The 23,916-nt window shown below is 29.0% G+C and carries 24 protein-coding genes; 11 read left to right on the forward strand and 13 right to left on the reverse strand.

Annotated features, from left to right (window positions below; genetic code table 11):
* Nucleotides 1-15: 15 nt before the first annotated feature.
* The 8 genes from EG240_RS06215 to EG240_RS06250 form a co-directional block, all read right to left on the reverse strand.
* The gene (locus EG240_RS06215) at nt 16-780 is read right to left on the reverse strand and encodes a hypothetical protein (RefSeq protein ID WP_125018530.1); all 765 of its coding nucleotides are present in this window, start codon (nt 778-780) and stop codon (nt 16-18) included.
* A gap of 6 nt (nt 781-786) precedes the next feature.
* Nucleotides 787-1,503 carry a head GIN domain-containing protein gene (locus tag EG240_RS06220; RefSeq protein ID WP_125018531.1) on the reverse strand — a complete coding sequence of 239 codons (717 nt, stop codon included), beginning with the start codon at nt 1,501-1,503 and terminating at the stop codon, nt 787-789.
* 64 nt (nt 1,504-1,567) lie between these two features.
* A complete protein-coding gene (locus EG240_RS06225) occupies nt 1,568-2,776 on the reverse strand; it encodes a SecDF P1 head subdomain-containing protein (RefSeq protein WP_125018532.1) in 1,209 nt (402 codons plus the stop codon).
* 7 nt (nt 2,777-2,783) lie between these two features.
* Nucleotides 2,784-3,461 (reverse strand): hypothetical protein, encoded by a 678-nt coding sequence (locus tag EG240_RS06230; RefSeq protein ID WP_125018533.1) that lies wholly within the window; start codon nt 3,459-3,461, stop codon nt 2,784-2,786.
* 47 nt (nt 3,462-3,508) lie between these two features.
* Entirely contained in the window at nt 3,509-3,841 is a 333-nt protein-coding gene (locus EG240_RS06235) for a DMT family transporter (RefSeq protein WP_125018534.1), read from the reverse strand.
* Between the two features lie 56 nt (nt 3,842-3,897).
* Nucleotides 3,898-4,722 (reverse strand): VanW family protein, encoded by an 825-nt coding sequence (locus EG240_RS06240; RefSeq protein WP_203229293.1) that lies wholly within the window; start codon nt 4,720-4,722, stop codon nt 3,898-3,900.
* A gap of 83 nt (nt 4,723-4,805) precedes the next feature.
* Entirely contained in the window at nt 4,806-5,258 is a 453-nt protein-coding gene (coaD, locus tag EG240_RS06245) for a pantetheine-phosphate adenylyltransferase (RefSeq protein ID WP_125018535.1), read from the reverse strand.
* A gap of 1 nt (nt 5,259) precedes the next feature.
* Nucleotides 5,260-6,234: a D-alanine--D-alanine ligase gene (locus EG240_RS06250; RefSeq protein WP_125018536.1), complete on the reverse strand. Its 975-nt coding sequence runs from the start codon at nt 6,232-6,234 to the stop codon at nt 5,260-5,262.
* A 111-nt stretch (nt 6,235-6,345) separates the two neighbouring features.
* On the opposite strand from EG240_RS06250, the gene EG240_RS06255 reads away from it, so the two are divergent.
* From EG240_RS06255 to EG240_RS06290, 8 genes are all read left to right on the forward strand, one after another.
* Nucleotides 6,346-6,969, forward strand: coding sequence for a PASTA domain-containing protein (locus tag EG240_RS06255; protein ID WP_125018537.1), 624 nt, complete (start codon nt 6,346-6,348; stop codon nt 6,967-6,969).
* A 6-nt stretch (nt 6,970-6,975) separates the two neighbouring features.
* Nucleotides 6,976-8,028, forward strand: a complete 1,053-nt coding sequence (locus tag EG240_RS06260; protein WP_125018538.1) for an RluA family pseudouridine synthase — start codon at nt 6,976-6,978, stop codon at nt 8,026-8,028.
* 10 nt (nt 8,029-8,038) lie between these two features.
* Nucleotides 8,039-8,560, forward strand: coding sequence for an NADPH-dependent FMN reductase (locus EG240_RS06265; RefSeq protein ID WP_125018539.1), 522 nt, complete (start codon nt 8,039-8,041; stop codon nt 8,558-8,560).
* A complete protein-coding gene (locus tag EG240_RS06270; RefSeq protein ID WP_125018540.1) occupies nt 8,560-9,852 on the forward strand; it encodes an anthranilate synthase component I family protein in 1,293 nt (430 codons plus the stop codon). Before EG240_RS06265 ends, EG240_RS06270 begins: the two co-directional genes overlap by 1 nt.
* A gap of 55 nt (nt 9,853-9,907) precedes the next feature.
* Complete coding sequence (tilS, locus tag EG240_RS06275; protein ID WP_125018541.1) at nt 9,908-11,224, forward strand: tRNA lysidine(34) synthetase TilS; 1,317 nt, start codon at nt 9,908-9,910, stop codon at nt 11,222-11,224.
* On the forward strand, nt 11,221-13,194 hold the full coding sequence (locus EG240_RS06280) for a protein-disulfide reductase DsbD family protein (RefSeq protein ID WP_125018542.1): 1,974 nt from the start codon (nt 11,221-11,223) through the stop codon (nt 13,192-13,194). The genes tilS and EG240_RS06280 overlap by 4 nt, the downstream gene beginning before the upstream one ends.
* Before the next feature lie 5 nt (nt 13,195-13,199).
* The gene (locus EG240_RS06285) at nt 13,200-14,048 is read left to right on the forward strand and encodes a DUF2911 domain-containing protein (protein ID WP_125018543.1); all 849 of its coding nucleotides are present in this window, start codon (nt 13,200-13,202) and stop codon (nt 14,046-14,048) included.
* A gap of 159 nt (nt 14,049-14,207) precedes the next feature.
* Nucleotides 14,208-15,497: a glycosyltransferase family 4 protein gene (locus tag EG240_RS06290; RefSeq protein WP_125018544.1), complete on the forward strand. Its 1,290-nt coding sequence runs from the start codon at nt 14,208-14,210 to the stop codon at nt 15,495-15,497.
* A gap of 16 nt (nt 15,498-15,513) precedes the next feature.
* On the opposite strand, the gene uvrA is transcribed toward EG240_RS06290, so the two are convergent.
* A complete protein-coding gene (gene uvrA, locus EG240_RS06295; RefSeq protein WP_125018545.1) occupies nt 15,514-18,321 on the reverse strand; it encodes an excinuclease ABC subunit UvrA in 2,808 nt (935 codons plus the stop codon).
* 231 nt (nt 18,322-18,552) lie between these two features.
* Here uvrA and EG240_RS06300 point away from each other — a divergent pair, with 231 nt between their 5' ends.
* Complete coding sequence (locus tag EG240_RS06300; RefSeq protein WP_125018546.1) at nt 18,553-19,137, forward strand: RNA polymerase sigma factor; 585 nt, start codon at nt 18,553-18,555, stop codon at nt 19,135-19,137.
* A gap of 50 nt (nt 19,138-19,187) precedes the next feature.
* Entirely contained in the window at nt 19,188-19,325 is a 138-nt protein-coding gene (locus tag EG240_RS16670; RefSeq protein ID WP_203229294.1) for a hypothetical protein, read from the forward strand.
* A gap of 19 nt (nt 19,326-19,344) precedes the next feature.
* Here EG240_RS16670 and EG240_RS06305 read toward each other — a convergent pair whose 3' ends face one another.
* Nucleotides 19,345-20,004 (reverse strand): endonuclease III domain-containing protein, encoded by a 660-nt coding sequence (locus EG240_RS06305; RefSeq protein WP_125018547.1) that lies wholly within the window; start codon nt 20,002-20,004, stop codon nt 19,345-19,347.
* A gap of 84 nt (nt 20,005-20,088) precedes the next feature.
* Between EG240_RS06305 and bcp the strand changes: the two genes are divergently transcribed.
* The gene (gene bcp / locus EG240_RS06310) at nt 20,089-20,541 is read left to right on the forward strand and encodes a thioredoxin-dependent thiol peroxidase (RefSeq protein WP_125018548.1); all 453 of its coding nucleotides are present in this window, start codon (nt 20,089-20,091) and stop codon (nt 20,539-20,541) included.
* 30 nt (nt 20,542-20,571) lie between these two features.
* On the opposite strand, the gene EG240_RS06315 is transcribed toward bcp, so the two are convergent.
* From EG240_RS06315 to EG240_RS06325, 3 genes are all read right to left on the reverse strand, one after another.
* Nucleotides 20,572-22,011, reverse strand: coding sequence for a nucleotidyl transferase family protein (locus tag EG240_RS06315; protein WP_125018549.1), 1,440 nt, complete (start codon nt 22,009-22,011; stop codon nt 20,572-20,574).
* Between the two features lie 418 nt (nt 22,012-22,429).
* Nucleotides 22,430-22,885: a DUF1456 family protein gene (locus EG240_RS06320; protein ID WP_125018550.1), complete on the reverse strand. Its 456-nt coding sequence runs from the start codon at nt 22,883-22,885 to the stop codon at nt 22,430-22,432.
* Nucleotides 22,886-22,985: 100 nt separating this feature from the next.
* Nucleotides 22,986-23,873 (reverse strand): lysophospholipid acyltransferase family protein, encoded by an 888-nt coding sequence (locus EG240_RS06325; RefSeq protein ID WP_125018551.1) that lies wholly within the window; start codon nt 23,871-23,873, stop codon nt 22,986-22,988.
* Nucleotides 23,874-23,916 lie beyond the last annotated feature (43 nt).

The raw sequence follows: 23,916 nt of genomic DNA on the forward strand, positions 1-23,916 counted from the left end.
ACTGTTTTTTATTTTTTATTCAGAAAATATGAATTCTAAATTCTTAATAAGTTCTTTTTTTATTTTTTCATTTTTTTTATTTGTAGCTTCAAAGTCTTTATTTGAATCATCAATAAAACTCATCGATTCAAAAGTTAATTGTGCTTTTTCTTGTTTAAGATAATCAAAATATTTAACCATTTTTGGAGTTGCAACAAAATAGAATTTAAACGTTTGTGGCAATTGGTTTTGTGCAGAATCAAAAATGATTTTTTCACAACCCAATTCCTTTAATAAGGTATAAATTATTTCCTGTTTTGGGGCGTTTGTCAATTTAATCTGATAAATATTATCTTTCAATTGTTCGCCATTTCGATAATAAACACCTAATAAGAACGATATTTTTTCTTCTTCGGTTACAAATTTGTTTTCTGCAAGAGATCCATTTTCAAGATAAAAAGAGCTGTTCAATCTTTTGGCAAGATTTGGAACATACAATTCTAAAGTATTATCTTTTTTGACAACTATTTCATTTTTAATTTTATAATTGTTTGAAATAAAAAACGAAATATATTTTGCTAAAGATTTTTCATTTGGTGCATATCGGTCAATTTGTGTTTCCTTTTCTATATAAAAATAACGTCCTAAATAATCGCTAAAAGTCCCAATTAAAAAGGCATCCGGAAAAATATGAACTTTATAATTTGCTAATTCAGTTTTATCTTTTTTATTATTTTGAGCATTAATCTGATTTACAGAAATCGTAAATAATGTAAGAATAATTATAAAATTTGTTTTCATTTTTTGTTATTTACTAATTGTAATATCACCACTTCCTTTAATCATTTTTGTTTCATTTATTGGATTTCCAAAAACAAGAATATCACCAGAGCCAACAACCAAAGCATCTACTTTATTTGTTGTGGTTGATTCAATATCTCCAGAACCATTTAAGCTTAAAATACTGTTTTGAGTTATTAATTTTTTAGATTTCAAATTGCCACTTCCGTTTAGATTTCCTGTAAAATATACCGTTGTTCCTTTCAAGTCAATATCGCCAGAACCATTAACATCAGCTTGAATTTTATTGGTTTTTACATTCAAAGAAATATCACCAGAACCGTCTAAATTTACATTCAAGTTGTCAAGATTTAAAACTTTTGTTGCAATAATATCACCCGAACCTTTTAATGTTATATCCGTAATTTCTTGAATTGGAACGTAAATTTTAATTTCTTTTTTGGTAGAATAATTAAAATCATCTTTAAAACGAACAATCAATTCATTTCCTTTTACAATTGTTTCGATATAAGGAACGATGTTCGATTCTGCAGAAACAGTCAAATCTCCTTCCGTACCAGGAATCAGTTCAATAGTCGCCGAACCGATTAAAGTAACTTTATCATACGATTCAGTTTTTCGAGATTCGTTAATCACATTTCCATTTCCTTTAATGCCTTTTTGCGCACAACTAAATTGTGACATAAGAGCAATTGCTGAGATTAGTAAGAATATTTTCTTCATAATAGTAAAGTTTTATTTTATTCGAATTGGTTGTTTTCAATTGAAATTTAAGTTTTAAAGATAGCTAATTTGACTTCAATTTCTTTATTAATTCATCAATTTGTGATTCAGTAAAATCTCCAGCAATGGTTAATTTTCCGCCTTCAATTTCAGTATTTACGATTGGTGCGATGATGATTTTTTTATCAATTACGATTGCAAGTGGTTTTTGAATATTCTTTTTTGTTAATTCTTTAAATTTGATTTTTCCTGATTCGGATAATGTTATTTCAATTTCAAAACCTATTTGATAAATGGAATTTATTTTTTCTATTTTGGAAATATTGTTAATTTGAATGCCTGGTTTTTGTGATAATTCAAATTTGAATAAATCATATTCGTTTGGTTTATAATTTACAACTTCATAAATTCCATTTTCCCTATCAACCGTAGGAAAATCTTTTTCTAAATTTTTTGTTTCGCATTCAACAATAAAGTAAGGCGAAAGTTTAGGTCTTTCTAGAATATTGATGAAGCTTTTGTTATGAAATGTTACTTCATCGCCTTTTATTTTACTATTTTTTTGAGCTTCATTTTTTTTGTAATTTTCTCTGAATTCTTTTATTTCAATTTCTGTTAAAGCATTTTTTTTCAATTCATAATCATCAAAAATTACATATTTATCTTTCTGCTTTTTTAAGATAAAATCAAAATTTTCATTCAAAGATTCAACATCATAGTAAAAAGTAAAATGATTATATTTTTTATCTAAAGAAAATGTATAACTAAAAACTTCAAATGGATAAGTCAATTTTTCTGTTTCAAATTCTGGATTATTTGGAGTTGTAATTCGTACCCAATTTGCCTCATCTGTATTTTTGGAAATGATGAAATCACGTCCGGTACAATTTGGCCATGAATTAAAAATTGGGGTGAAATTAACTTCAGAATTCACATCTTTTGTAAATTCGATATAAGGATGCGCTCGAACCAAATTGCCAACATCGATTTTTATTCCAGATTGATTTTTAATATGTTGTGCAAAGAGTAAAATCGGATTTTGATTGACTTTAGTTTCAATTAAATTGATACTATTTTTATCTATTTGTTTCCATTTACCAGATTTCAAATTATCTAAACTAAGAAAATAAAACTCATTTTCGGGTAAGATGTATAAAACCGAATTCGGAACATCAACGCCACCATCGTGCATAAAGTATTTGCCAACGAATTCGTTTTGTGCATTGGAATTGAAACTCAAAAAGAATAGAAATATTAAATGATAAATTTTCATAGTTTCTTTATTTTTTAATGGTTCCAAAATATTCATTTTCAACCCAATCTTTGGTTGCGGATATGATTTCATTTTTAAGCACTTCGCGAACTTCATTTTCTAGTTTATTTCTTTGTTTTCCGTCAACAAAATTGGCATGGTATTCTTTTTCTACTTTTTTTTTATAATCTTTTAAAGCATTGATTTCAAATGTGTTTTTTGGAGTTTTGTCTAAAAAGTTTATTCCTACATGTACGTATTGTAGTTCTTGAAAAAACATCTTATTATTTTCGGTTTTTTCTAATGAAGTTTCCATATATATTTCCGAATCTACAAGTGTTATTTTACCATTTTGATTGACTTCATAAATTTGTTTTCGAAACCCATAAGGAAGAATATAGGAAATCAATCGGTCGTAATTTCCCCAATAGGTGTAAAAAATGATTTGATTGTTTATGATTTTGTAGGTTCCAATTTCAACCGAAGCACACATAGAATCACCATCTTCATAAAATAAAAAGTGAGAAATAATTTTCTGATTGTTTCGAAATAACGTTAATTCTTTACAATCTCCAAAAGTACATTCGATATCTGAAGTTTTAAAAACAAATTGATTTCCATTTATCGTTATATTCTCTGTTTGTGCAAATAAATTCAAAGAAAAGAACAGCAACAATGAAATGAAATATTTAGATTTAACTTTCATAAATTTAGTAAGTTGGTTATAATTACTAATTTACAAAAAAACTAAATCTAATGTGCTGCAGATTTTGAAAATAAATTGATTATAATCACACCAGAAATAATAAAAAGTAGTCCAATAATTGCGGGTAAATCTAAAGTTTGTTTATAAACAAAATACCCGATTGCAGATATCAAAACAATTCCGACTCCCGACCAAATGGCATAAGCAATTCCAACTGGAATTCCCTTTACGGCATGAGATAATAAATAAAACGAGGCAATCATCCCAATCGCAAAAATCAAAGTTGGTAAAGGTTTGGTAAATTGTTCCGTTTTTTTAAGAAACGAGGTTGCTAAAGTTTCGCATAAAATTGCAGCCGCAAGAAATAGGTAGTTTTTCATGTTTGTAAAATAGATGAAATGGAATAGTTCTGTTTTACAAATATCTGTAAACGATTCTAATTATCGGTAATAATCACATATTCTTTAGGTTTGTAAGTAACTCGAGCAAAGTTCTTTTTTAGAAGTTCAGTTTTAATTACATTTCCATTTTGTTTGAGAATCGAATCGCGCCAAATTTCATTTTTACGATAAAAAGCTTCTCCTTTTTTAAGAAATTGGTGGTCTTTTTCAAAAATATGATACGAATGTTCTAGCTCTTCGTCAACAGGTAGTTCGCCTTCTAGAAATTTATCTGTAACTTTTAAGAAAATCTGAAACGTTTTATTGGTATTGTTTTCAAACTGAAAATCGATATAATTATAAAAGATAGCTGCGCCACTACCAAACGGTAAAACTCGTCCTTCATCAGGAAACGGGTCAAACGAATGGTTTGATTTCTCAGTAATCGTAAGCGGACTATGCAAAACCATCCAATGAATCATATTCGAAATCTGACAAATTCCACCGCCAATTCCTGCGCGAGCTTGACCAAACGAAAGTTCCATTCCCATTAAATAACCTTTCTTTTTGGTTGGTTTTCCAACAAGTTTACAAAACGAAAAAGTTTCTCCAGGTTTGATGATGATTCCGTTTAAATTTCGAACTGCAATTTTTAGATTAGCTACTTTATTAATTTGTAGTTCTTCATTGTTTTGTCCTAATTTTCGTAATAAAACAGATTGATGTTTCTTAACTCTAAAAGCGAAACTTTCTGTATTTATTATTTTCGCGTAGGTTTTTCCTCCAAAAGACCATTCCAATTTTCGCTTAGTTCTTCTTAACCAAACAGCTAAAAAATATAGCACAGGATGCATTTGGCTAATCAGTTTTCTTTGTTTCATTTATTTGAACGTTTATTAGAAATTTTACGAAGCAATAAAGAATTTTATAGAAAAAAGTTCCGAAACAAACGGAACTTTTATCTTTATTTTCTAACTGCTTTTGGGACCAAAACGGTATAATCACCGCCGTTTCTTAAAACATCACGCACAATACTTGAACTGATATATGAAGTACTTGCAGCGGTTAATAAGAAAACGGTTTCTATTTTTGACAAAACACGATTGGTGTGTGCAATTGCTTTTTCAAACTCAAAATCAGCTGGATTTCTCAAGCCTCGTAATATAAATTGCGCATCTTTTTCTTTACAAAAATCAATAGTTAAACCTTGATAAGTTTCGACTTTAATTTTTGGTTCATCTTTGAAAGTTTCTTCAATGAATCGTTTGCGTTCATCTAGAGAGAACATATATTTTTTATCGGCATTAACTCCAATTGCAACAATAATTTCATCGAATAACGGAATAGCTCTTCGAATAATATCTTCATGACCGTTTGTAATTGGGTCAAATGAACCTGGAAAAACTGCTTTTCTCATCTTATTTATTTAAAGCTAATTCAATAGCGTTTCCGAATAATTCTGGTAAAGTAATATTTGCTGCTTTTGCTTGTTGTGGTAAAATACTTTCTGCTGTTAATCCTGGAATTGTATTCATTTCCAACATAAATGGTTCTCCATCAACCAAAATAAATTCACTACGAGAAAAACCACTCATATTCAAAATTTTATAAACTCGTTTTGCCGTTTCTTCAACTTTAGCTTTTTCTTCTTCTGAAATTCGTGCAGGTGTAATTTCTTGCGATTTACCTTGGTATTTTGCTTCGTAATCAAAGAAATCATTTTCAGAAACAATTTCTGTAATTGGTAAAACGATAGTTTCTCCTTTATAATTGATAACACCAACCGAAACTTCAGTTCCTTTTAAATAACTTTCAATAATGATTTCGTTATCTTCTTTAAATGCATTTTCTATTGCCGAAATCAAATCTTCAGATTCTTTAACCATTGAAATTCCAAAGCTAGAACCCGAACGATTTGGCTTAACAAAGCAAGGTAAACCTACACGTTTGATAATTTCTTCTGTGTTTATTGAATCACCTTGGTTTAATAAATATGAAAGCGCAGTTTTAATACCGTAAGGTTTTAAAACAGAAAGTAAATCACGTTTATTAAAAGTCAAAGCAGCTTGATAAAAATCACAACTTGTTTGCGGAATATCTAGCAATTGTAAATAAGCTTGCATTAAACCGTCTTCCCCTGGAGTTCCATGAATGGCATTAAAAACAACATCGAAATTGATTTTTTCCCCATCAACATTTACAGAAAAATCATTCTTATCAATTGGAAATTCAACATCATTTTCATTGACATAAACCCATTTGTTTTTTAGAATATGAATCTTATACGGAATATATTTTGAACGGTCTAATTGCTGTGAAACAACGTTTCCACTTATCAAAGAGATCTGATATTCGCTAGAATATCCGCCCATTATTATAGCAACTTTCTTCATAAAAATTTGTTTTTTAGATATATATAAAATATTTACAGAGAATATTTATTAAAACAAATTTATAAAAAAGCTACTAACATTTTATTTATATCTTTGTGAAAATTAAATATTATGAGTTTACTTAATTTTATTAAAAGTCGCCAGTTTTTTGTTTCATTATTTTTGGCTGTTGTAATCTTTCTTGCTCTAGGTTTTATTGCTTTACAATCGTTGGGTATTTTTACAAAACATGGAGATGAAATTGCACTTCCTAATTTAGGTAAAATGACCATTGAACAAGCAACAGAAAAACTTGACGAACAAGGTTTAGAACTTATCGTTTTAGACACGGTTGACTTTGATAAAAATTATCCACCTTTTACAATCGTTTATCAAGATCCTGTTTCTAATTCTAAAGTTAAAGAAGGACGTAAGATTTACGTAAAATTAAATGCAAAAGGTTTTTCATCTGTTCGATTACCTAATTTAAACGACCGTACTTTACGTCATGCTGTTGCAGCTATTGAAGCAATGGGATTGCAAAAAGGTGAAGTTCGTTATGAACCACATTTAGCAAAAGATGTTGTTATTCAGGTTGAACAAAGTGGACGTATTTTACGTGCTGGAGATAAAGTTCAGAAAAATTCTAAAATCGACTTTGTAGTAGGTGATGGAATGTTAGGATTTAAAGTTGAACAAGATACAATTAATGATGAATTTGAAGATATTGCACCAGCAGTTGATTCAATTTTTTAAAAATATATGTTAGAAGATAATACAATTGGTCCAGAAGAATTAGATGGTGATTTATTTGAGCACTTTCGATTCGAAGCAGGAAAAGGGCAAGCCCCATTACGAGTAGATAAATTTTTAATGAATTTAGTTGAAAATGCTACGCGTAATAAAATTCAACAAGCTGCAACAAACGGAAACATTTTCGTTAACGATGTTCCAGTAAAATCAAATCACAAAGTAAAAGCAAACGATGTTGTTCGTGTTTTAATGGAACAACCTCCTTTCGAAAATATCATTATTCCAGAAAATATTCCTTTGGATATTGTTTATGAAGATGATGATTTATTAGTTATTAATAAACCTGCTGGATTAGTAGTTCATCCAGGTCACGGAAATTACTCAGGAACTTTAGTTAATGCCTTAGCTTATCATTTTGAAAATCTTCCGTTAAATAGTTCAGAACGTCCAGGATTGGTTCATCGAATCGATAAAGATACTTCAGGATTATTAGTTGTTGCAAAAACAGATTGGACAATGTCTGAACTTCAAAAACAATTTGCTGCAAAGACTTCAGAACGTGAATATGTTGCTATTGTTTGGGGTAATGTGGAAGAAGATGAAGGAACAATTGAGAGTTATATTGGTCGTCACGTTAAGAATAGAATGCAAATGGCAACATTTCCAGACGATTCTACGGGTGCAAAATATGCAGTAACACATTATAAAGTTTTAGAACGTTTGGGTTATGTTACACTTGTTTCTTGTAAATTGGAAACTGGTAGAACGCACCAAATTCGTGTACATATGAAATCAATTGGACATACGTTGTTTAACGATGAACGATATGGTGGAAATATGATTCTAAAAGGAACAACATTTACAAAGTATAAACAATTTATTGATAATTGCTTTCAAATTTTACCAAGACAAGCTTTACACGCTAAAACACTTGGTTTTATGCATCCAATTAAAAATGAATTTATGCGCTTTAATACAGAAATGCCTGATGATATTAACGCTTGTATTCAAAAATGGAAAACCTATTCAAGTAATCACGAAGTAGTTGAAGATAACGAATAAATAGAAAAATATGAAAACAATTGCATTTGTAGGAAGTAATTCATCAAAGTCAATCAATAAACAATTGGCTTTGTCTCTAATCAAAAATAAAGAGGTAGAATTTATTGATATTCAAAATTGGAATGTTCCAATGTATAGCGAAGATATTCAAATAAATGAAGGTTTTCCTGAAGCAATTGTTTCATTAGCTTCTGAAATCTCAGATGCTTCAAATATTATTATCGCTGTTAACGAACATAATAGTAACGTTTCTGCTTTTATGAAGAATATTTTAGATTGGCTTTCACGTCATTCAAAAAAAATCTTTGCAGAAAAGAAAATCTTAGTTTTAAGTACTTCAAACGGACAAAGAGGTGGATTATCTGCAAATGAATTTACCGTTGGATTCTGTTCTAGAAACGGAGCTGAAACTGTTGAAGGCTTTACGTTTCCAGCTTTTTCTGAAAATTTTGATATTGAAAATCAAGTGATTTCTAATCTAGAAAAGAAAAAACAGTTTGAAACTATTATTTCAAATTTTATAAACAAATAATGAAACGATTTTCTAAACAATTTGAAATTGAAAATATCGATGAATTCAAGCAAAAAGTATTACAATTTTCGCAACAATTCAGAGAAGTAATCTATTTAGAAAGTAATAATTATAAAGATAAATACAGCACATTTGATGCTGTATTTGCTTTTGATGCCTTTACATCTTTACAAACCGATGCTTTTAATGGTTTTGAGAAACTAAAAGAATATCAAACCGATTCTAACGATTGGTTGTTTGGTTATTTAACTTACGATTTGAAGAATGATGTAGAGGATATTTCGTCAAGTAATTTTGATGGTTTAGAATTTCCTGAGTTGTTTTTCTTTCAGCCTAAAAAAATCATTACAATTAAAGATAATTGTGTTGAGTTTAATTATCTTAATTTTTGTAATGATGAATTAGATTCTGATTTTAAAGAGATTAATGAAATTACTTTAAGTGATGATTTAAGTAATAATCAAATTCAAATTAAAGAACGTATTTCTAAAGAATCTTATCTTTCTAAGGTTGAAAAAGTGAAAGAACACATCCAACGAGGCGATATTTATGAAGCTAATTTTTGTATGGAGTTTTTTGCTGAAGATGTAACGATTAATCCGACAGAAATTTTTGAAAACTTAAACGCTATTTCACATCCTCCTTTTGCATCATTTCTTAAAAATAATCAGCATTTTATGATGAGCGCTTCTCCGGAACGATACATTAAAAAAGTAGGTGCTAAGGTTGTTTCGCAACCAATTAAAGGAACTGCAAAACGTGGCGAAACAGAAGAACAAGATTCACTTAATATTGAAAATCTTCGAACTAATCCAAAAGAACGTTCAGAAAATATAATGATTGTTGATTTGGTTCGAAATGATTTGTCTAAAACAGCAACTAAAGGTTCAGTTGAAGTTGAAGAACTTTGTCAGATTTATACATTTGAGCAAGTTCATCAAATGATTTCAACGATAATTTCTGAAGTTCCTGAAAAAATAAATCCGATTGATGTCCTTCGAACAACTTTTCCGATGGGAAGTATGACTGGTGCTCCAAAACTTTCTGCAATGCAAATTATCGAAAAGTTAGAAGAAACAAAACGTGGATTATATAGTGGCGCAGTTGGTTATTTTACACCAAATAATGATTTTGATTTCAATGTTGTCATTCGAAGTATATTGTATAACAAATTAAATAAATATGTTTCTTTTTCTGTTGGAAGCGCAATTACTTCAGAAGCAATTCCAGAAAATGAATATCAAGAATGCATATTAAAAGCAAAGGCAATGAAAAAGGTTTTAAATTTATAATAATATTAGGATTTGTTAAACTCATAAAGTCGTAAATTAGGCTTTTTATATTATAATGTTAACTGAATTACAAAATCATTTAAATCAAAAATTTGCTTTTCTAAAAGAGAAAAAACTATTACTTGCTATAAGTGGTGGAGTGGATAGTATGGTTCTTTTAGATTTATTTCGTTTGTTAAATTATGATTTTGCAGTTGCTCATTGTAACTTCAAATTACGAGAAGAAGCGAGTGATTTAGATGAAAAATTGGTTTTAGATTATTGTTTAAAAAATCAAATTCAAACATTCTCAAATAGCTTTGATACAGAGAAATATGCTAGTTTAAATAAACAATCAATTCAAATTGCTGCAAGAGAATTAAGATACCAATGGTTTGATACATTGTTAGAAGTAAACGGCTTCGATTTTTTATTAACTGCACATCATTTAGATGATTCTGTTGAAACTTTTTTAATCAATTTTACGCGCGGAACTGGAATTGATGGTTTACTTGGAATTCCAGAAACGAATCATAAAATTGTTCGTCCGTTATTGATTTTTTCTCGAGAACAGATTTTAGATTACGCTGTCCAAAATCAAATTATTTGGCGAGAAGATGCTTCAAATGCAACTACGAAATATTTGAGAAATAAAATGCGCCACGATGTGATTCCTATTTTAAAATCCAAAAACGAAGATTTTTTAAATACTTTTCAGCAAACCATTTCTAACTTAAATGATGTAAAAAATCTAATGGATGATGCTTGTTATTTTGTTAAAAGTCAAGTATCAATTCCTTCAAAATTTATTTTAGAACTTGATATTGCTAAACTTCTTCAATTCAAAAATCACAAAGCGTATTTATATCAATGGCTAAAGGATTATGGTTTCAAAGCTTGGAATGATATTTATGATTTAATAAATTCTGAAACGGGTAAAAAAGTATATTCAGAAAAATTTGTAGTCTTAAAAAACAGAAACGTTTTAATTTTAGACAGAATTAATTACCAAAACCATAATTTTTTTTTAATTTTTGAAGAAGATAATTCAATAGTTTCACCAATATCACTTATATTTGAAAGTTTGAAGTCTGAAAAATTAGAGATTTCTAATAAAGATGAAATTTGTATAGATGAAGACAAATTGATTTTTCCTTTAAAATTACGAACTAAAGAAGAAGGAGATTATTTTTTTCCGATTGGAATGAATGGTAAAAAGAAAATTTCTAAATATTTTAAAGATGAAAAATTTTCAATGTTTGACAAAGAAAACGCTTGGATTCTTGAAAACGGAAATCAAGAAATCATTTGGATTGTTGGACATCGTATGGATGAACGTTATAAAATTACCAAACAAACTATAAATAAATTTAAAATAAAATTAACTCAATGAAGAAGCTTTTAAGTTTTTTATTACTCTTGTTGGCATTTTTTTCAGCAAGTGCTCAAGTACAAGATCCAGTTAAATGGAAATCTAAAATTGAAAAAATTTCAGATACCGAATATAAAATCACATTAAACGGAACAATCGAAGAAGGTTGGCACATGTATTCTCAAAATACTCCAGAAGGTGGAGCATTGGCAACTGAGTTCAATTATAAAAATGCTGATGGAAACTATACTTTTTCTCCAAAAGCAACAGAAAGCGAGTACAAAAAAGCGTACAATGATATTTTTGAATTAGATGAATATTTTTGGGCAGACAATGTTGAGTTTACTCATAATTTAACGATAACAAATCCGGATTTAAAAGAAGTTCAATTAAATCTTTTTTATCAAACTTGTATCGATGTTTGTATAAGTAACGATAAGTTTTTTCTTTTTGATTTAAAAAATTTATCGTCAAAGGAAGTAAAAAACTTTGAAGCTGCTTCGACTTCTCCTGATTCAAAGGATGATACACAAATTGACAATACAAATGAGGAAAAGTCAGTAAAAAAATCAGAAACAAGAGGTCTTTGGACTATTTTCTTTTTATCATTTTTAGGAGGTTTTGCAGCATTATTGACACCTTGCGTTTTCCCGATGTTGCCAATGACAGTTAGTTTCTTTACGAAACAAAGTAAGTCAAAAGCAAAAGGAGTTAAAAACGGACTGATTTATGGATTATCGATTATCGTAATCTATGTTGTTTTAGGACTTGCTGTTACTAAAATTTTCGGAGCAGATGCTTTAAATGAATTATCAACAAGTGTTTGGTTTAATGTTATTTTCTTTGCTATTTTAGTTGTTTTTGCATCTTCGTTCTTAGGAGCTTTTGAAATTATGCTACCGAATTCTTGGGCAAATAAAGTTGATAAACAAGCAGATAGAGGAGGTTTGATTGGGATTTTCTTCATGGCTTTGGCTTTAGCGATTGTTTCTTTTTCTTGTACAGGACCAATTGTAGGAACTTTATTAGTAGAAGCAGCATCTAAAGGAGGAATTGCTCCACTTGTTGGAATGTTCGGTTTCTCTCTTGCTTTAGCTTTGCCTTTTATGTTGTTTGCAATGTTCCCAGGTTGGTTAAACACGATGCCGCGTTCTGGAGGTTGGATGAATACGGTAAAAGTTTCTTTAGGATTTTTAGAATTAGCTTTAGCATTTAAATTTTTATCTAATGCTGATTTAGTTTTACAAAGTCACTATTTAGAAAGAGAACTTTTCTTAACGATTTGGATTGTAATTTTCGGTGCTTGGGCAATGTATTTATTCGGTAAATTTTTATTACCACACGATTCTAAGGTTGAAAAACTTTCTGTAGGAAGATTGTTTTTTGCGCTTTTAGTTTCAATCTTCACAATATATTTAATTCCAGGATTATGGGGTGCACCTTTAAAATTAATATCTGGTTTTCCACCACCATTAACTTATGCTGAAAGTCCGTATGGAGTTGGAAATTCTAGAGGTGGTTCTATTTCTGAATTACCAGTAGGTGCAAAAGAAGGTCCAAATGGTATAGTTGCATTCCTAGATTATGACAAAGGAATGGCTTATGCAAAAGAGCAAAACAAACCAGTTTTACTTGATTTTACAGGACATGCTTGTGTAAATTGTAGAAAAATGGAAGAACATGTTTGGTCTGAAATAGATGTTTTAGCTAAACTTCAAAATGATGTGGTTTTAATTTCATTATATGTTGATGATAAAGCTCCGCTACCAGAATCAGAACAATATGTTTCTAAAACGACTGGTAAAAAAATTGAAACTATTGGAAATAAATGGAGTGATTTTCAAATTGAAAAATATCAAGCAAATGCGCAACCTTATTATATTATTTTAGATAATGAAGGTAATAATTTAAATGAGCCAGTTGGATATACTCCAGATAAAGATGAATATCTAACTTGGTTAACAGAAGGAATAACAAAGTATAAAAATTAATTCAAATGAAAAAGATTATTATTACAGCATCATTTTTAATGATTGCAATGATTTCAAACGCTCAAGTTGTAACACCAAAATCAAGCCCAAATGCCGAAGTTGAACAAATAGTTGGATTGACAGAAGTTGATGTAAATTATGCGCGTCCAGCTAAAAAAGGACGTTTGGTTTATGGAGATTTGGTTCCGTTTGGTAAAGTATGGAGAACAGGTGCAAATGCAAGTACAACAGTTGAATTTAGTGACGATGTTATCATTGAAGGTAAAACACTTCCAAAAGGAAAATATGCCTTATATACTATGCCAAAGGCAGATACTTGGGATGTCTATTTTTATTCAGAAACTTCAAATTGGGGATTACCTGAAAAATGGGACGATTCTAAAGTTATAGTTAAAACTTCTGCTAATCCAGTTGCATTAACTAGTAATGTTGAAAACTTCACAATTGATGTAAATCCATTAGATGCAAATACAGGTGAGATTGTTATGAAGTGGGAAAAAACAGCTATTCCAGTAAAGTTTAGTGTTCCAACTCATGAGAAAGCGATGGCAAGTATTAAATCAACGTTAAATAATGAGCCGAAAGCTGCGGATTATTATGCAGCAGGTCAATATTTATTCCAAGCTACAGATGATACAAAATTAGCTTTAGAATACGTTAATAAATCAATTGAGATGCAAGATGGAAAAGCTCCATTTTATGTTTTAAGACAAAAATCGTTGATTCAAGCAAAATTAGGTGATAAAAAAGGAGCTATTGAAACAGCTAAAATTTCATTGGCTGAATCAGAAAAAGCTAACAATGCAGATTACGTAAAAATGAACAGAGATTCAATCAATCAATGGTCTAAATAATATTTTATAATTTAAGTTTAAAAGGTCCTTTTTCAATTTTTGATTAAGGACTTTTTTTTGAGTAATTCTAAACAATTCAATGCGAGTAATCATAGAATAATAATCTAAAAAGCCTTATATTTGATAAGTATATAAAGGAAATTTTATTCTTTATTAGTTATGAAAAAGAAAGTTTTAATCATTACATATTATTGGCCTCCAGCTGGTGGTCCTGGAGTTCAACGTTGGTTGAAATTTGTTAAATACCTTCCAGATTTTGACATTGAACCAATTGTTTTTATTCCTGAAAATCCAAATTATCCAATTATTGATTCTGAATTACAAAAAGATATTAATCCGAACACGATTATTATAAAAAATCCGATTTCAGAACCCTATAAATTAGCGAGCATATTTTCTAAAAAAACTACTAATGCTATTAGCTCTGGAATTATTCCTAATAAAAAGAAGCAATCTTTTTTAGATAAATTTTTGTTATATGTTAGAGGTAATTTCTTTATTCCTGATGCGCGAATTGGTTGGGTAAAACCTTCTGTTTCTGTTTTGGATAATTATATTAAAGAATATCCTGTTGATTTAATTATAACAACCGGACCGCCACATAGTTTACATTTAATTGGTTTAGAACTTAAAAACAAATTAAATTGTAAATGGTTTGCAGATTTCCGTGACCCTTGGACATCGATTGGTTATCATAAACAATTAAAACTAACAGAAAGGTCTAAAGAAAAGCATTTGAAACTAGAAAAAGAAGTTTTAAATACTGCCGACCATATTTTAGTTACAAGTCCGACTACAAAAAACGAATTTACTAAATTAACTCATAAACCAATTACTGTGATTACTAATGGTTATGATGTTGAATATATTCAAAAGAAACCATTGGATAGTAAATTTTCAATTGCTCATATTGGATCTTTTTTATCTGAAAGAAATCCAAGAATTTTTTGGAAAGCTTTGTCTGAATTAATAAAAGAAAATAAAGATTTTAAAGAAGATTTTGAACTCAAATTAATTGGTAAAGTAAGTCAAGAAATTCTAGATGTTGTTTCCGAATTTAAGTTAAGTAATTATTTAAATAATTTAGGATATCTGTCACATAATCAAGCTTTAATTGAACAAAGAAGTTCTCAGGTTTTATTGCTTGTTGAAATTGATTCTGAAGAAACTGTTGGAATTATTCCTGGTAAATTATTTGAATATATGGCGGCAGAACGACCTATTTTAGCAATTGGTCCAGAAGGTGCCGACTTTTCAAATATTATTAAAGAAACAAATTCAGGTACTTTTTTTACGTACGATCAGAAAGATGAAATTAAAGAACAAATTATAAAACTTTATGATTTATATAAACAAAATGAATTAAAGGTTTATGCAATGGGTTTGCAATATTATAGTAGAAAAAAGCTAACTGAGAAGTTAGCAAATATCATAAAAAATGAGGCTTGATAGCCTCATTTTCAATTTATTTTAATTTCTCTTTTAAATAAAAACCAGTAATTGAATCTTTATTTTCTATAATTTCTTCAGGGGTTCCAAAAGCAATTAAATTACCACCATTTTCTCCACCTTCTGGACCTATATCAATAATTTGATCCGCACATTTTATCAAATCTAAATTATGTTCGATAACTATAATAGAATGTCCGTTTTCAATCAAATCATAAAAGGATTTTAATAATTTCTTGATGTCGTGAAAATGTAATCCTGTTGTGGGTTCGTCAAATACAAATAAAGTTCTTTCTTTGGTACTTCCTTTTCCTAAAAAAGTCGCTAATTTGATTCGTTGTGCTTCTCCACCAGATAATGTTGATGACGATTGTCCAAGTTTCACGTAACCTAAACCAACATCTTGTAAAGGTTTAATTTTCTGTGCGATTTTTGTTTGTTGCGTTTTTTCAAAAAAAGCAAAAGCATCATCGACTGTCATATTTAAAACATCATCAATGTTTTTACCTTCAAATTGTACTTCAAGAATTTCTTTCTTAAATCGCTTACCATTACAAACTTCACAAGGCAAATGAACATCTGCCATAAATTGCATTTCAATCGTAACAACACCTTCACCTTTACAAACTTCACAACGACCACCGTCAACATTGAATGAAAAATGTTTTGGTTGATAATTTCTGATTTTAGAAAGTTGTTGTTTTGAAAGTAAATCACGAATATCGTCATACGCTTTCAAATACGTAATTGGATTTGAACGAGAACTTTTTCCAATCGGATTTTGATCGATATATTCCAAATTTTTGATATGTGAGAATGAACCAACCATATCATTAAACTTACCTGGTTTATCAGCAGTACCGGTTAACTTTTTTTGTAAAGCTGGATATAAAATTTTCTTAACTAACGTACTTTTTCCACTACCAGAAACTCCAGTTATAACCGTTAAACAATCTAACGGAAAAACAACATCAATATTTTTTAAATTATTTTCACGTGCTCCCTTAATTTCAATGAAGTTTTTAAACGGACGACGTTGTTTTGGAACTTCAATTTTAAAATCTCCGTTTAAATATTTTGCTGTTAACGAATCTGATTTTAAAATTTCTTCATAGGTTCCTTGAGCAACTAATTCACCTCCAAAAGTACCAGCTTCGGGACCTATATCAATAATTTGATCGGCAGCTTTCATTATATCTTCATCGTGTTCAACAACGATAACTGTATTCCCAAGCTTTTTTAAATTCAATAAAACCTGTATTAGTTTTTCTGAATCTTTTGGATGTAAACCGATACTTGGTTCATCTAAAATATACATCGATCCAACCAAACTACTTCCTAATGAAGTTGCTAAATTAATACGTTGCGATTCACCACCAGATAATGAATTTGATGTTCTGTTTAGAGTTAAATAATTTAAACCAACTTCCGATAAAAACTCTAAACGATTGTTTATTTCGATTAATAAACGTTTAGCTACTTGCTGATCGTATTCGTTTAATTCTAAATTTTTGAAGAATTCACGTAAGTTTATAATTGGTAATTCGACTAAATCAGAAATCGATTTTGTAGCAATTTTTACATAATCAGCTTCTGGACGCAAACGTTTTCCGTTACAAGTTGTACATTTTGTTTTTCCACGGTAACGAGAAAGTAAAACGCGGTTTTGAATTTTATAATTTTTTTCTTCAATTTCTTGAAAGAAATCATTTAATCCTGTAAAATATTTATTCCCTTTCCAAACTAATTCTTTCTGCTCAGCAGTTAATTGGTAAAAAGGTTTATGTATTGGAAAATCAAAATGGTGTGAATTATTAACCAATTGATCTCTAAACCAACTCATCGTTTCACCACGCCAAGGATAAATTGCATTTTCATAAACAGAAAGTGCCGTATTAGGAATCACTAAATCTTCATCAATTCCAATAATATTTCCATAACCGTCACAAGTTGGACAAGCTCCGTAAGGATTATTGAAACTAAACAAATGGATGTTAGGTTCTAAGAAAGAAATACCATCTAAATCAAAACGATTATTAAATTCCAATTGATTTCCTGTTCCAATTTCTCGTAAATACAAAGTTCCTTTACCTTCAAAAAAGGCAGTGTCAATTGCATCTGCCAAACGACTTAGAAAATCTTCATCATTTAGTTTGACAATTAAACGGTCAACGATTAAAAAAACAGATTTAAATTTAAATTTTTCGTTTTTAGAATCTTCAATAAATTCATCCAAACGAATGGTTTCTTCATTGATTAACGCACGAGAAAATCCTTGTTGAAGTGCCATTTTCAATTGTTCAAAAATGGTTCTTTTTTCTGTTTTTTTAATTTCAGCAAGTAACATCCATTTTGAACCTTCATCAAAAGTTTTAATGGTATTTATTACATCAGAAACCGTGTGTTTTTTTACAATATTTCCAGAAATAGGCGAGTAGGTGATACCGATTCTTGAAAACAATAGTTTCAAATAATCATGAATTTCGGTCGAAGTTCCAACCGTTGATCTCGCATTTGTTGTATTTACTTTTTGTTCAATCGCTATCGCTGGTGCAATACCTTTGATGTATTCCACTTTTGGTTTATCAATTCTCCCCAAAAATTGACGTGCATAAGAAGATAAACTTTCAACATAACGTCTTTGTCCTTCAGCATAAAGTGTATCAAAAGCTAAAGTTGATTTTCCAGAACCAGAAAGCCCTGTAATTACAACCATTTGATTTCTTGGAATAACAACATCTACATATTTTAAATTATGTAAATGCGCACCTTTTATAATTATGTTTTTCTTAGGATCTATCTCAGAAAAATCTATTTTTTTCATATAAATTAATATAAGCTACAAAGATAAGGATATTTTAAGTCTCACAAAATGATAAGTAATTCTATATTTTAATTTTTAGACAACTTTAGTTAAATTTTATATTTTTTTTAATAAAAATGTTATTTATAAAATTATTTTATATATTTGAATTAGATAACCAAATAAAAAATTAGCCTATACATTAAAAATACTAGTAAGAAATTTTATTAAAAATACTTAAAAGTGTTAACTATGGCTAATTGTGTTTTATCAGATGCTATATTGGTGAGCCAATATATATCAGGAAATGAGGTAGCTTTATCTCATTTAATAAACCGTCATAAATCAAAAATCTACGGGTTTATTTATTCCAAAGTTCAGGATAAAGATGTCGCAAATGACATTTTCCAGGATGCCTTTATCAAAGTGATTCATACATTAAAATCCAATAAATATAACGAGGAAGGAAAATTTCTACCTTGGGTGATTCGTATTTCTCATAATTTAATTATCGATTCATACAGAAGAGATAATAAAATGCCGATGCAACGAGATAAAGAAGAATATTCTGTTTTTAATTATATGATTGACTCAAGTCCTAATATTGAACATTATTTAGTCAATAATCAAATTGAACTTGATATCAAAAAGTTGATAGATATGCTTCCTGAGGATCAACGTGAAGTTGTAAACTTAAGAATTTATGAAGATTTGACCTTTAAAGAAATTGCTGATCAAACTGGAGTTAGCATAAATACAGCTTTAGGTCGAATGAGATATGCACTTTTGAATCTGAGAAAAAATATTGAAAAAAATCAAATTATTTTAAATGACTGACAATATATTTTAAATTGTTTCGTTTTATATGTAACAAAACAATTTAAAATATGACAAAAAATTACTCTAAAGAAAAAATTGAATCAAAAGAACCAAATCAATCTGTAATTGATTTTATCTTAAATTATTCAAAAGCGCTACATATTTGTGTAGATAGTAAAGTCGAAACTGCAATATTTCTAAATTAATTTAAAAAAAGGCATCTATTTATTTAGATGCCTTTTTGTTATATTCGTTTAAAACTGATTTTCGTCCAATTGTTTTAGTAATTATATCTTTTTCTAAATCCCAACCACGAGCTGGTGAATATTCGCGACCATACCAAATCATTTGTAAATGCAAACGATTCCAAGTTTCTATTGGAAAAATACGTTTTGCGTCTTTCTCAGTTTGTTCTACATTTTTTCCGTTTGTCAAGTTCCATCGATACATTAAACGATGAATATGCGTATCGACAGGGAAAGTTGGAATATCGAAGGCTTGAGCCAAAACCACGCTAGCCGTTTTATGACCAACAGCTGGTAACTCTTCCAAATCTGGAAAATTTGCTGGAACAATTCCATTGTGTTTATCAATTAAAATATGAGAAAGTCCATGAATGCCTTTTGATTTCATAGGCGCTAATCCGCATGGACGGATAATATCCGCAATTTGATCAATTGATAATTTAATCATATCGTACGGATTATCTGCTTTTGCAAACAAATGTGGTGTTGTCAAATTTACTCTAACATCAGTACATTGTGCAGAAAGTAAAACAGCAATCAACAAAGTATAAGGATCTTTATGATCTAATGGAATCGGAATTTCAGGATATAAAGTTTCTAAAGTTTCTATTACAAATTCTACTTTTTCTTGCTTAGTCATTACAAATCGATATTTAAACAAAGATATTAAAAACACTATTGTTCTAATCGTTTTAAAATGGTTAATTTTACAAAAAGAAGTGATATGAATATTTTAAAAATAGGAGATAAGGCACCAAATTTTTCTTCAGAAGATGAATTAGGAAACATCCATAAATTAGAAGATTATAAAGGTAAAAAATTAGTTGTTTTCTTTTATCCAAAGGCATCAACTCCAGGTTGTACAACAGAAGCATGCGAACTTAGAGATAATTACAATCGTTTTTTAGATGCTAATTATGCTTTGTTAGGTGTTAGTGCTGATAGTAAGGAACGTCAACAAAAATTTAAAGAGAAAAATAATTTACCTTTTTCTCTTTTATCCGATGAATCTAAAGAAGTTATTAACGCATTTGGAGTTTGGGGACCAAAGAAATTTATGGGAAAAGAGTATGATGGTATTCACAGAACAACTTTTGTTATTGATGAAAACGGAATTATTGAAGATGTAATTCTTAAAGTTAAAACAAAAGAGCATACCGCTCAAATATTAAAATAAAAGACCGAAAAAAAATCGGTCTTTTTAGTTTTATGTAAACAATTGTTTTTCTTTGATGATGTTAGCAACAGATTCTGGTAAAAATAATTCCCAATCTTTTTCGTTATTTTTGATTTTTTCTAAAACTTCATGCGAGAAAATATTTAAATTTTTAACCTCATATTCTTTTATATCAATAATTTGATTTTCGTTTTTGAAATAATCATATAAAACTTGAATTTTAGTATTTCTGGTTTCTAAATTATGTGAATTTACAATTGTGTCATCATCTTTTTTAGTTGGATAGATATAAATTTCTAAATTTCTATTGAATAATTTTCCCAAAGCTTCAAAAATACCACCGCTTAAATTTGAATAATAAGATTCGTCAAAAATATCGAGTAGGTTAGTAGCTCCAATTGAAAGGGCAATTTTTTCATTAGAATATTGTGCTAAATAATCAACTACTTTGTAATATTCACGGAAATTTGAAATCATAACCGTTTGCCCCAACGAACAAAGTAATTCGGCACGATCGATAAAATCTTGTTCATCTAATTCGCCTTCTTTCAAAAGATTATTTAAAGTCATTTCGAAAATTACTTTTGTATTTTCTTTAGCAACAGGATTACGTTCTAAAAATTGTTTTAAGGAATTTTCATACATATTCATATTCACAACAGTAACCGGCCTGAAACTACCACGAAGAATCAAAATATTTTGTCTAAATAAGGTGTTTGCAGGTAAGATGTTTTGACCATTTGGTGCAAACATTACAGCCGAAGCCATTTTGTTTTTCACCAAAAATAAACTCATTAAACGATTGTCAACATCCTTAAAGTTTGGACCTGAGAAATTAATCGTGTCAATTTCCAATTGATCTTTATCTAGATGATCATATAAATGTTCAATTAATTTTTTAGGATCATTATGTTGATAAAAAGCTCCATAAATAAGATTAACTCCTAAAATCCCTAGAGTTTGTTGTTGTAAACGAACATCATTTTCCTTGAACTGAATATGTAAAATTATCTCATTATATTCACCTGTTGGTTTGGTTTGAAAACGAATTCCAACCCAGCCATGACCTTTGAATTTTTTGGCAAAATCAATTGTAGCAACCGTATTTGCGTAGCTAAAATAAATACGATCTGGATTGTCTTCACGATTTAAACGCTCTTCCATCAAATGTGTTTCGTGATTAATCATTTTTTTTAAACGACTTTCAGTAACATATCTTCCGTCAGTTTCTGTAGTATAAATTGCATCGCTAAATTGCTTGTCATAAGCCGACATTGCTTTTGCAATTGTTCGCGATGAACCACCAGATCTGAAGAAATGACGAACAGTTTCTTGTCCTGCACCGATTTCAGAAAAAGTTCCGTAAATGTTTTTATTTAAATTTAAGCGTAATGTTTTGTCAGATATTGCTGGTTGATGTTCGATTATTCGATCACCATTTAAAACTAAATCGTTTTCAAAAGCTTTCATAGAAGTAATATGATTTTAAAAATCTAAATATACGATTTTTGAACAAAATTCTTTCTCTTTTACTAATTAATAGTTTCAATGAAATTCAAAAAGTAAAAAGATTTTTTTTATATTTTAGTTTAATTAATTTTATTTTTAGTTTCATGCTCTAATTAGCTTTTAGAAAAAGTGTTTTATAGTAAAACTTGATTAAGGTTTCGAATTATTTTTAATTAAAAAATGTGCTGTAGAATCTGTGATTTAAAAAAAAATGAATATTCTGATGAAACGATAACAATTAGATTGAAATATTTTTTCAAATTTTAAAGTAGTTTTGTATAAATACCCAACATAATTAATTTTACAAAAAAAGTTTTCTTTGAGTTATAAATAAAAAAATCCTCAAAAAGTAATTTACAATTTGAGGATTTTGTATGATTTAATTTTCGTTTTTCTTTGTTCCTTTACCTGAATTAAATTTAAAAAACTCAACCGGATTTTGTTTAGGTTCTGGCTTTTTGAAATTCTTTTTAAAAGGTTTTGATCCAGCACCAGAAGGTTTTTTATCGTCTGATTTAAATGGTTTTGAGAATTTTTTTTCTCCACCTCCACCTTCAGTTTTCTTTTCAGGAGTGTTTTTATGAGATTTAATTACATCCATTGGAGTTTTAGGATTCTCTTTTGTTCCTCTTAAATGAATAACTAATCCGTTTAAAAAGTTTCTCAACAATTGATCTCCACATTCCATGTATTTTTCGTGATCTTCTGTTCTGAAAACATTTCCTAGTTCTCCTTTAGAAATTCTAAAATCAACCAATTCTAAAATTTCTACTATTTGGTCGTCTCTTAATTGAAGAGCAACACGTAATTTTTTAAATATATCGTTATTTGTCATAATCAAATTTTATTTTGCAAAGATATTGAATATTAAATGATTTGAGAATAATTAAATTAAGTAGTTACTAACTTTTTTAAAAGTGTTTTCGAAAATTTAATTATTCAACCTCGTTTTTTCTACCCATATGTTTCCAACGCTTGTGTGTCCAGAAATAGTAATCTGGTTTTTCTAATATTTGCTCTTCTGATAATTTTAAAAAGCGTTTAGTGATTTCAAAATCTTTTTCTTCTAAAACACAATCTGTAATTGGAATGAACTTAGCTTCATAAAAGCCGCGTTTTACTTTAGAAACTTTTAAATAAAGAACGTTCATGTCAAGTTCGCGAGCTAAATTTTCTGCTCCCATATGAACTGGAACTTCATGTCCTAAAAAGTATTCCCATTGTAAACCTTTTCTTAAATTAGGAGTTTGATCACTCAAGAATAAATAAATTCCATGGATATTTATACTCTGATTTTCTTTTATCTTTTTTACAGTTTCTTTAGTACTAATAAGTTCGGCATCAAATTTAGAACGCATATCTCGAACTAATTTATCAAAACGCGGATTACTTAGTTTTTTATAAATCCCAAAACCTTTAAAATCTATAAATTTTCCTAAAATAATCACCCATTCCCAACTTGCATAATGAGGCGTCATTAAGATGATACTTTTGTTTTTCTTTTCGAATTCTTTTACAACTTCAAGGTTCGTAAATCTGTATCGTTTTTTCATTTCATCCTCAGAAATGGTAAGTGTTTTTGCCATTTCTAAAAACATATCACATAAATGATGATAAAAATTTTGTTCAATTTTCAAACGTTCTTCATCCGAAAGATGTGGAAGTGTTATTTTTAAATTATAACGAACAGTTTTCTTTCGATAACCTATCACTTTATAAAGTAAAAAATAAATACAATCCGAAAGAAAATAGAGTATTGGAAATGGTAATATCGAGATTGACCATAAAATTGCATAAACAAAATAATAAGCTATTGCGCCCATAATTAAATTTTTCACAAAGATACTTTAATATTGATTTTATCCG

This window comes from Paenimyroides tangerinum (assembly GCF_003865405.1).
GTDB classification, from domain to species: Bacteria; Bacteroidota; Bacteroidia; order Flavobacteriales; family Flavobacteriaceae; genus Flavobacterium; species Flavobacterium tangerinum.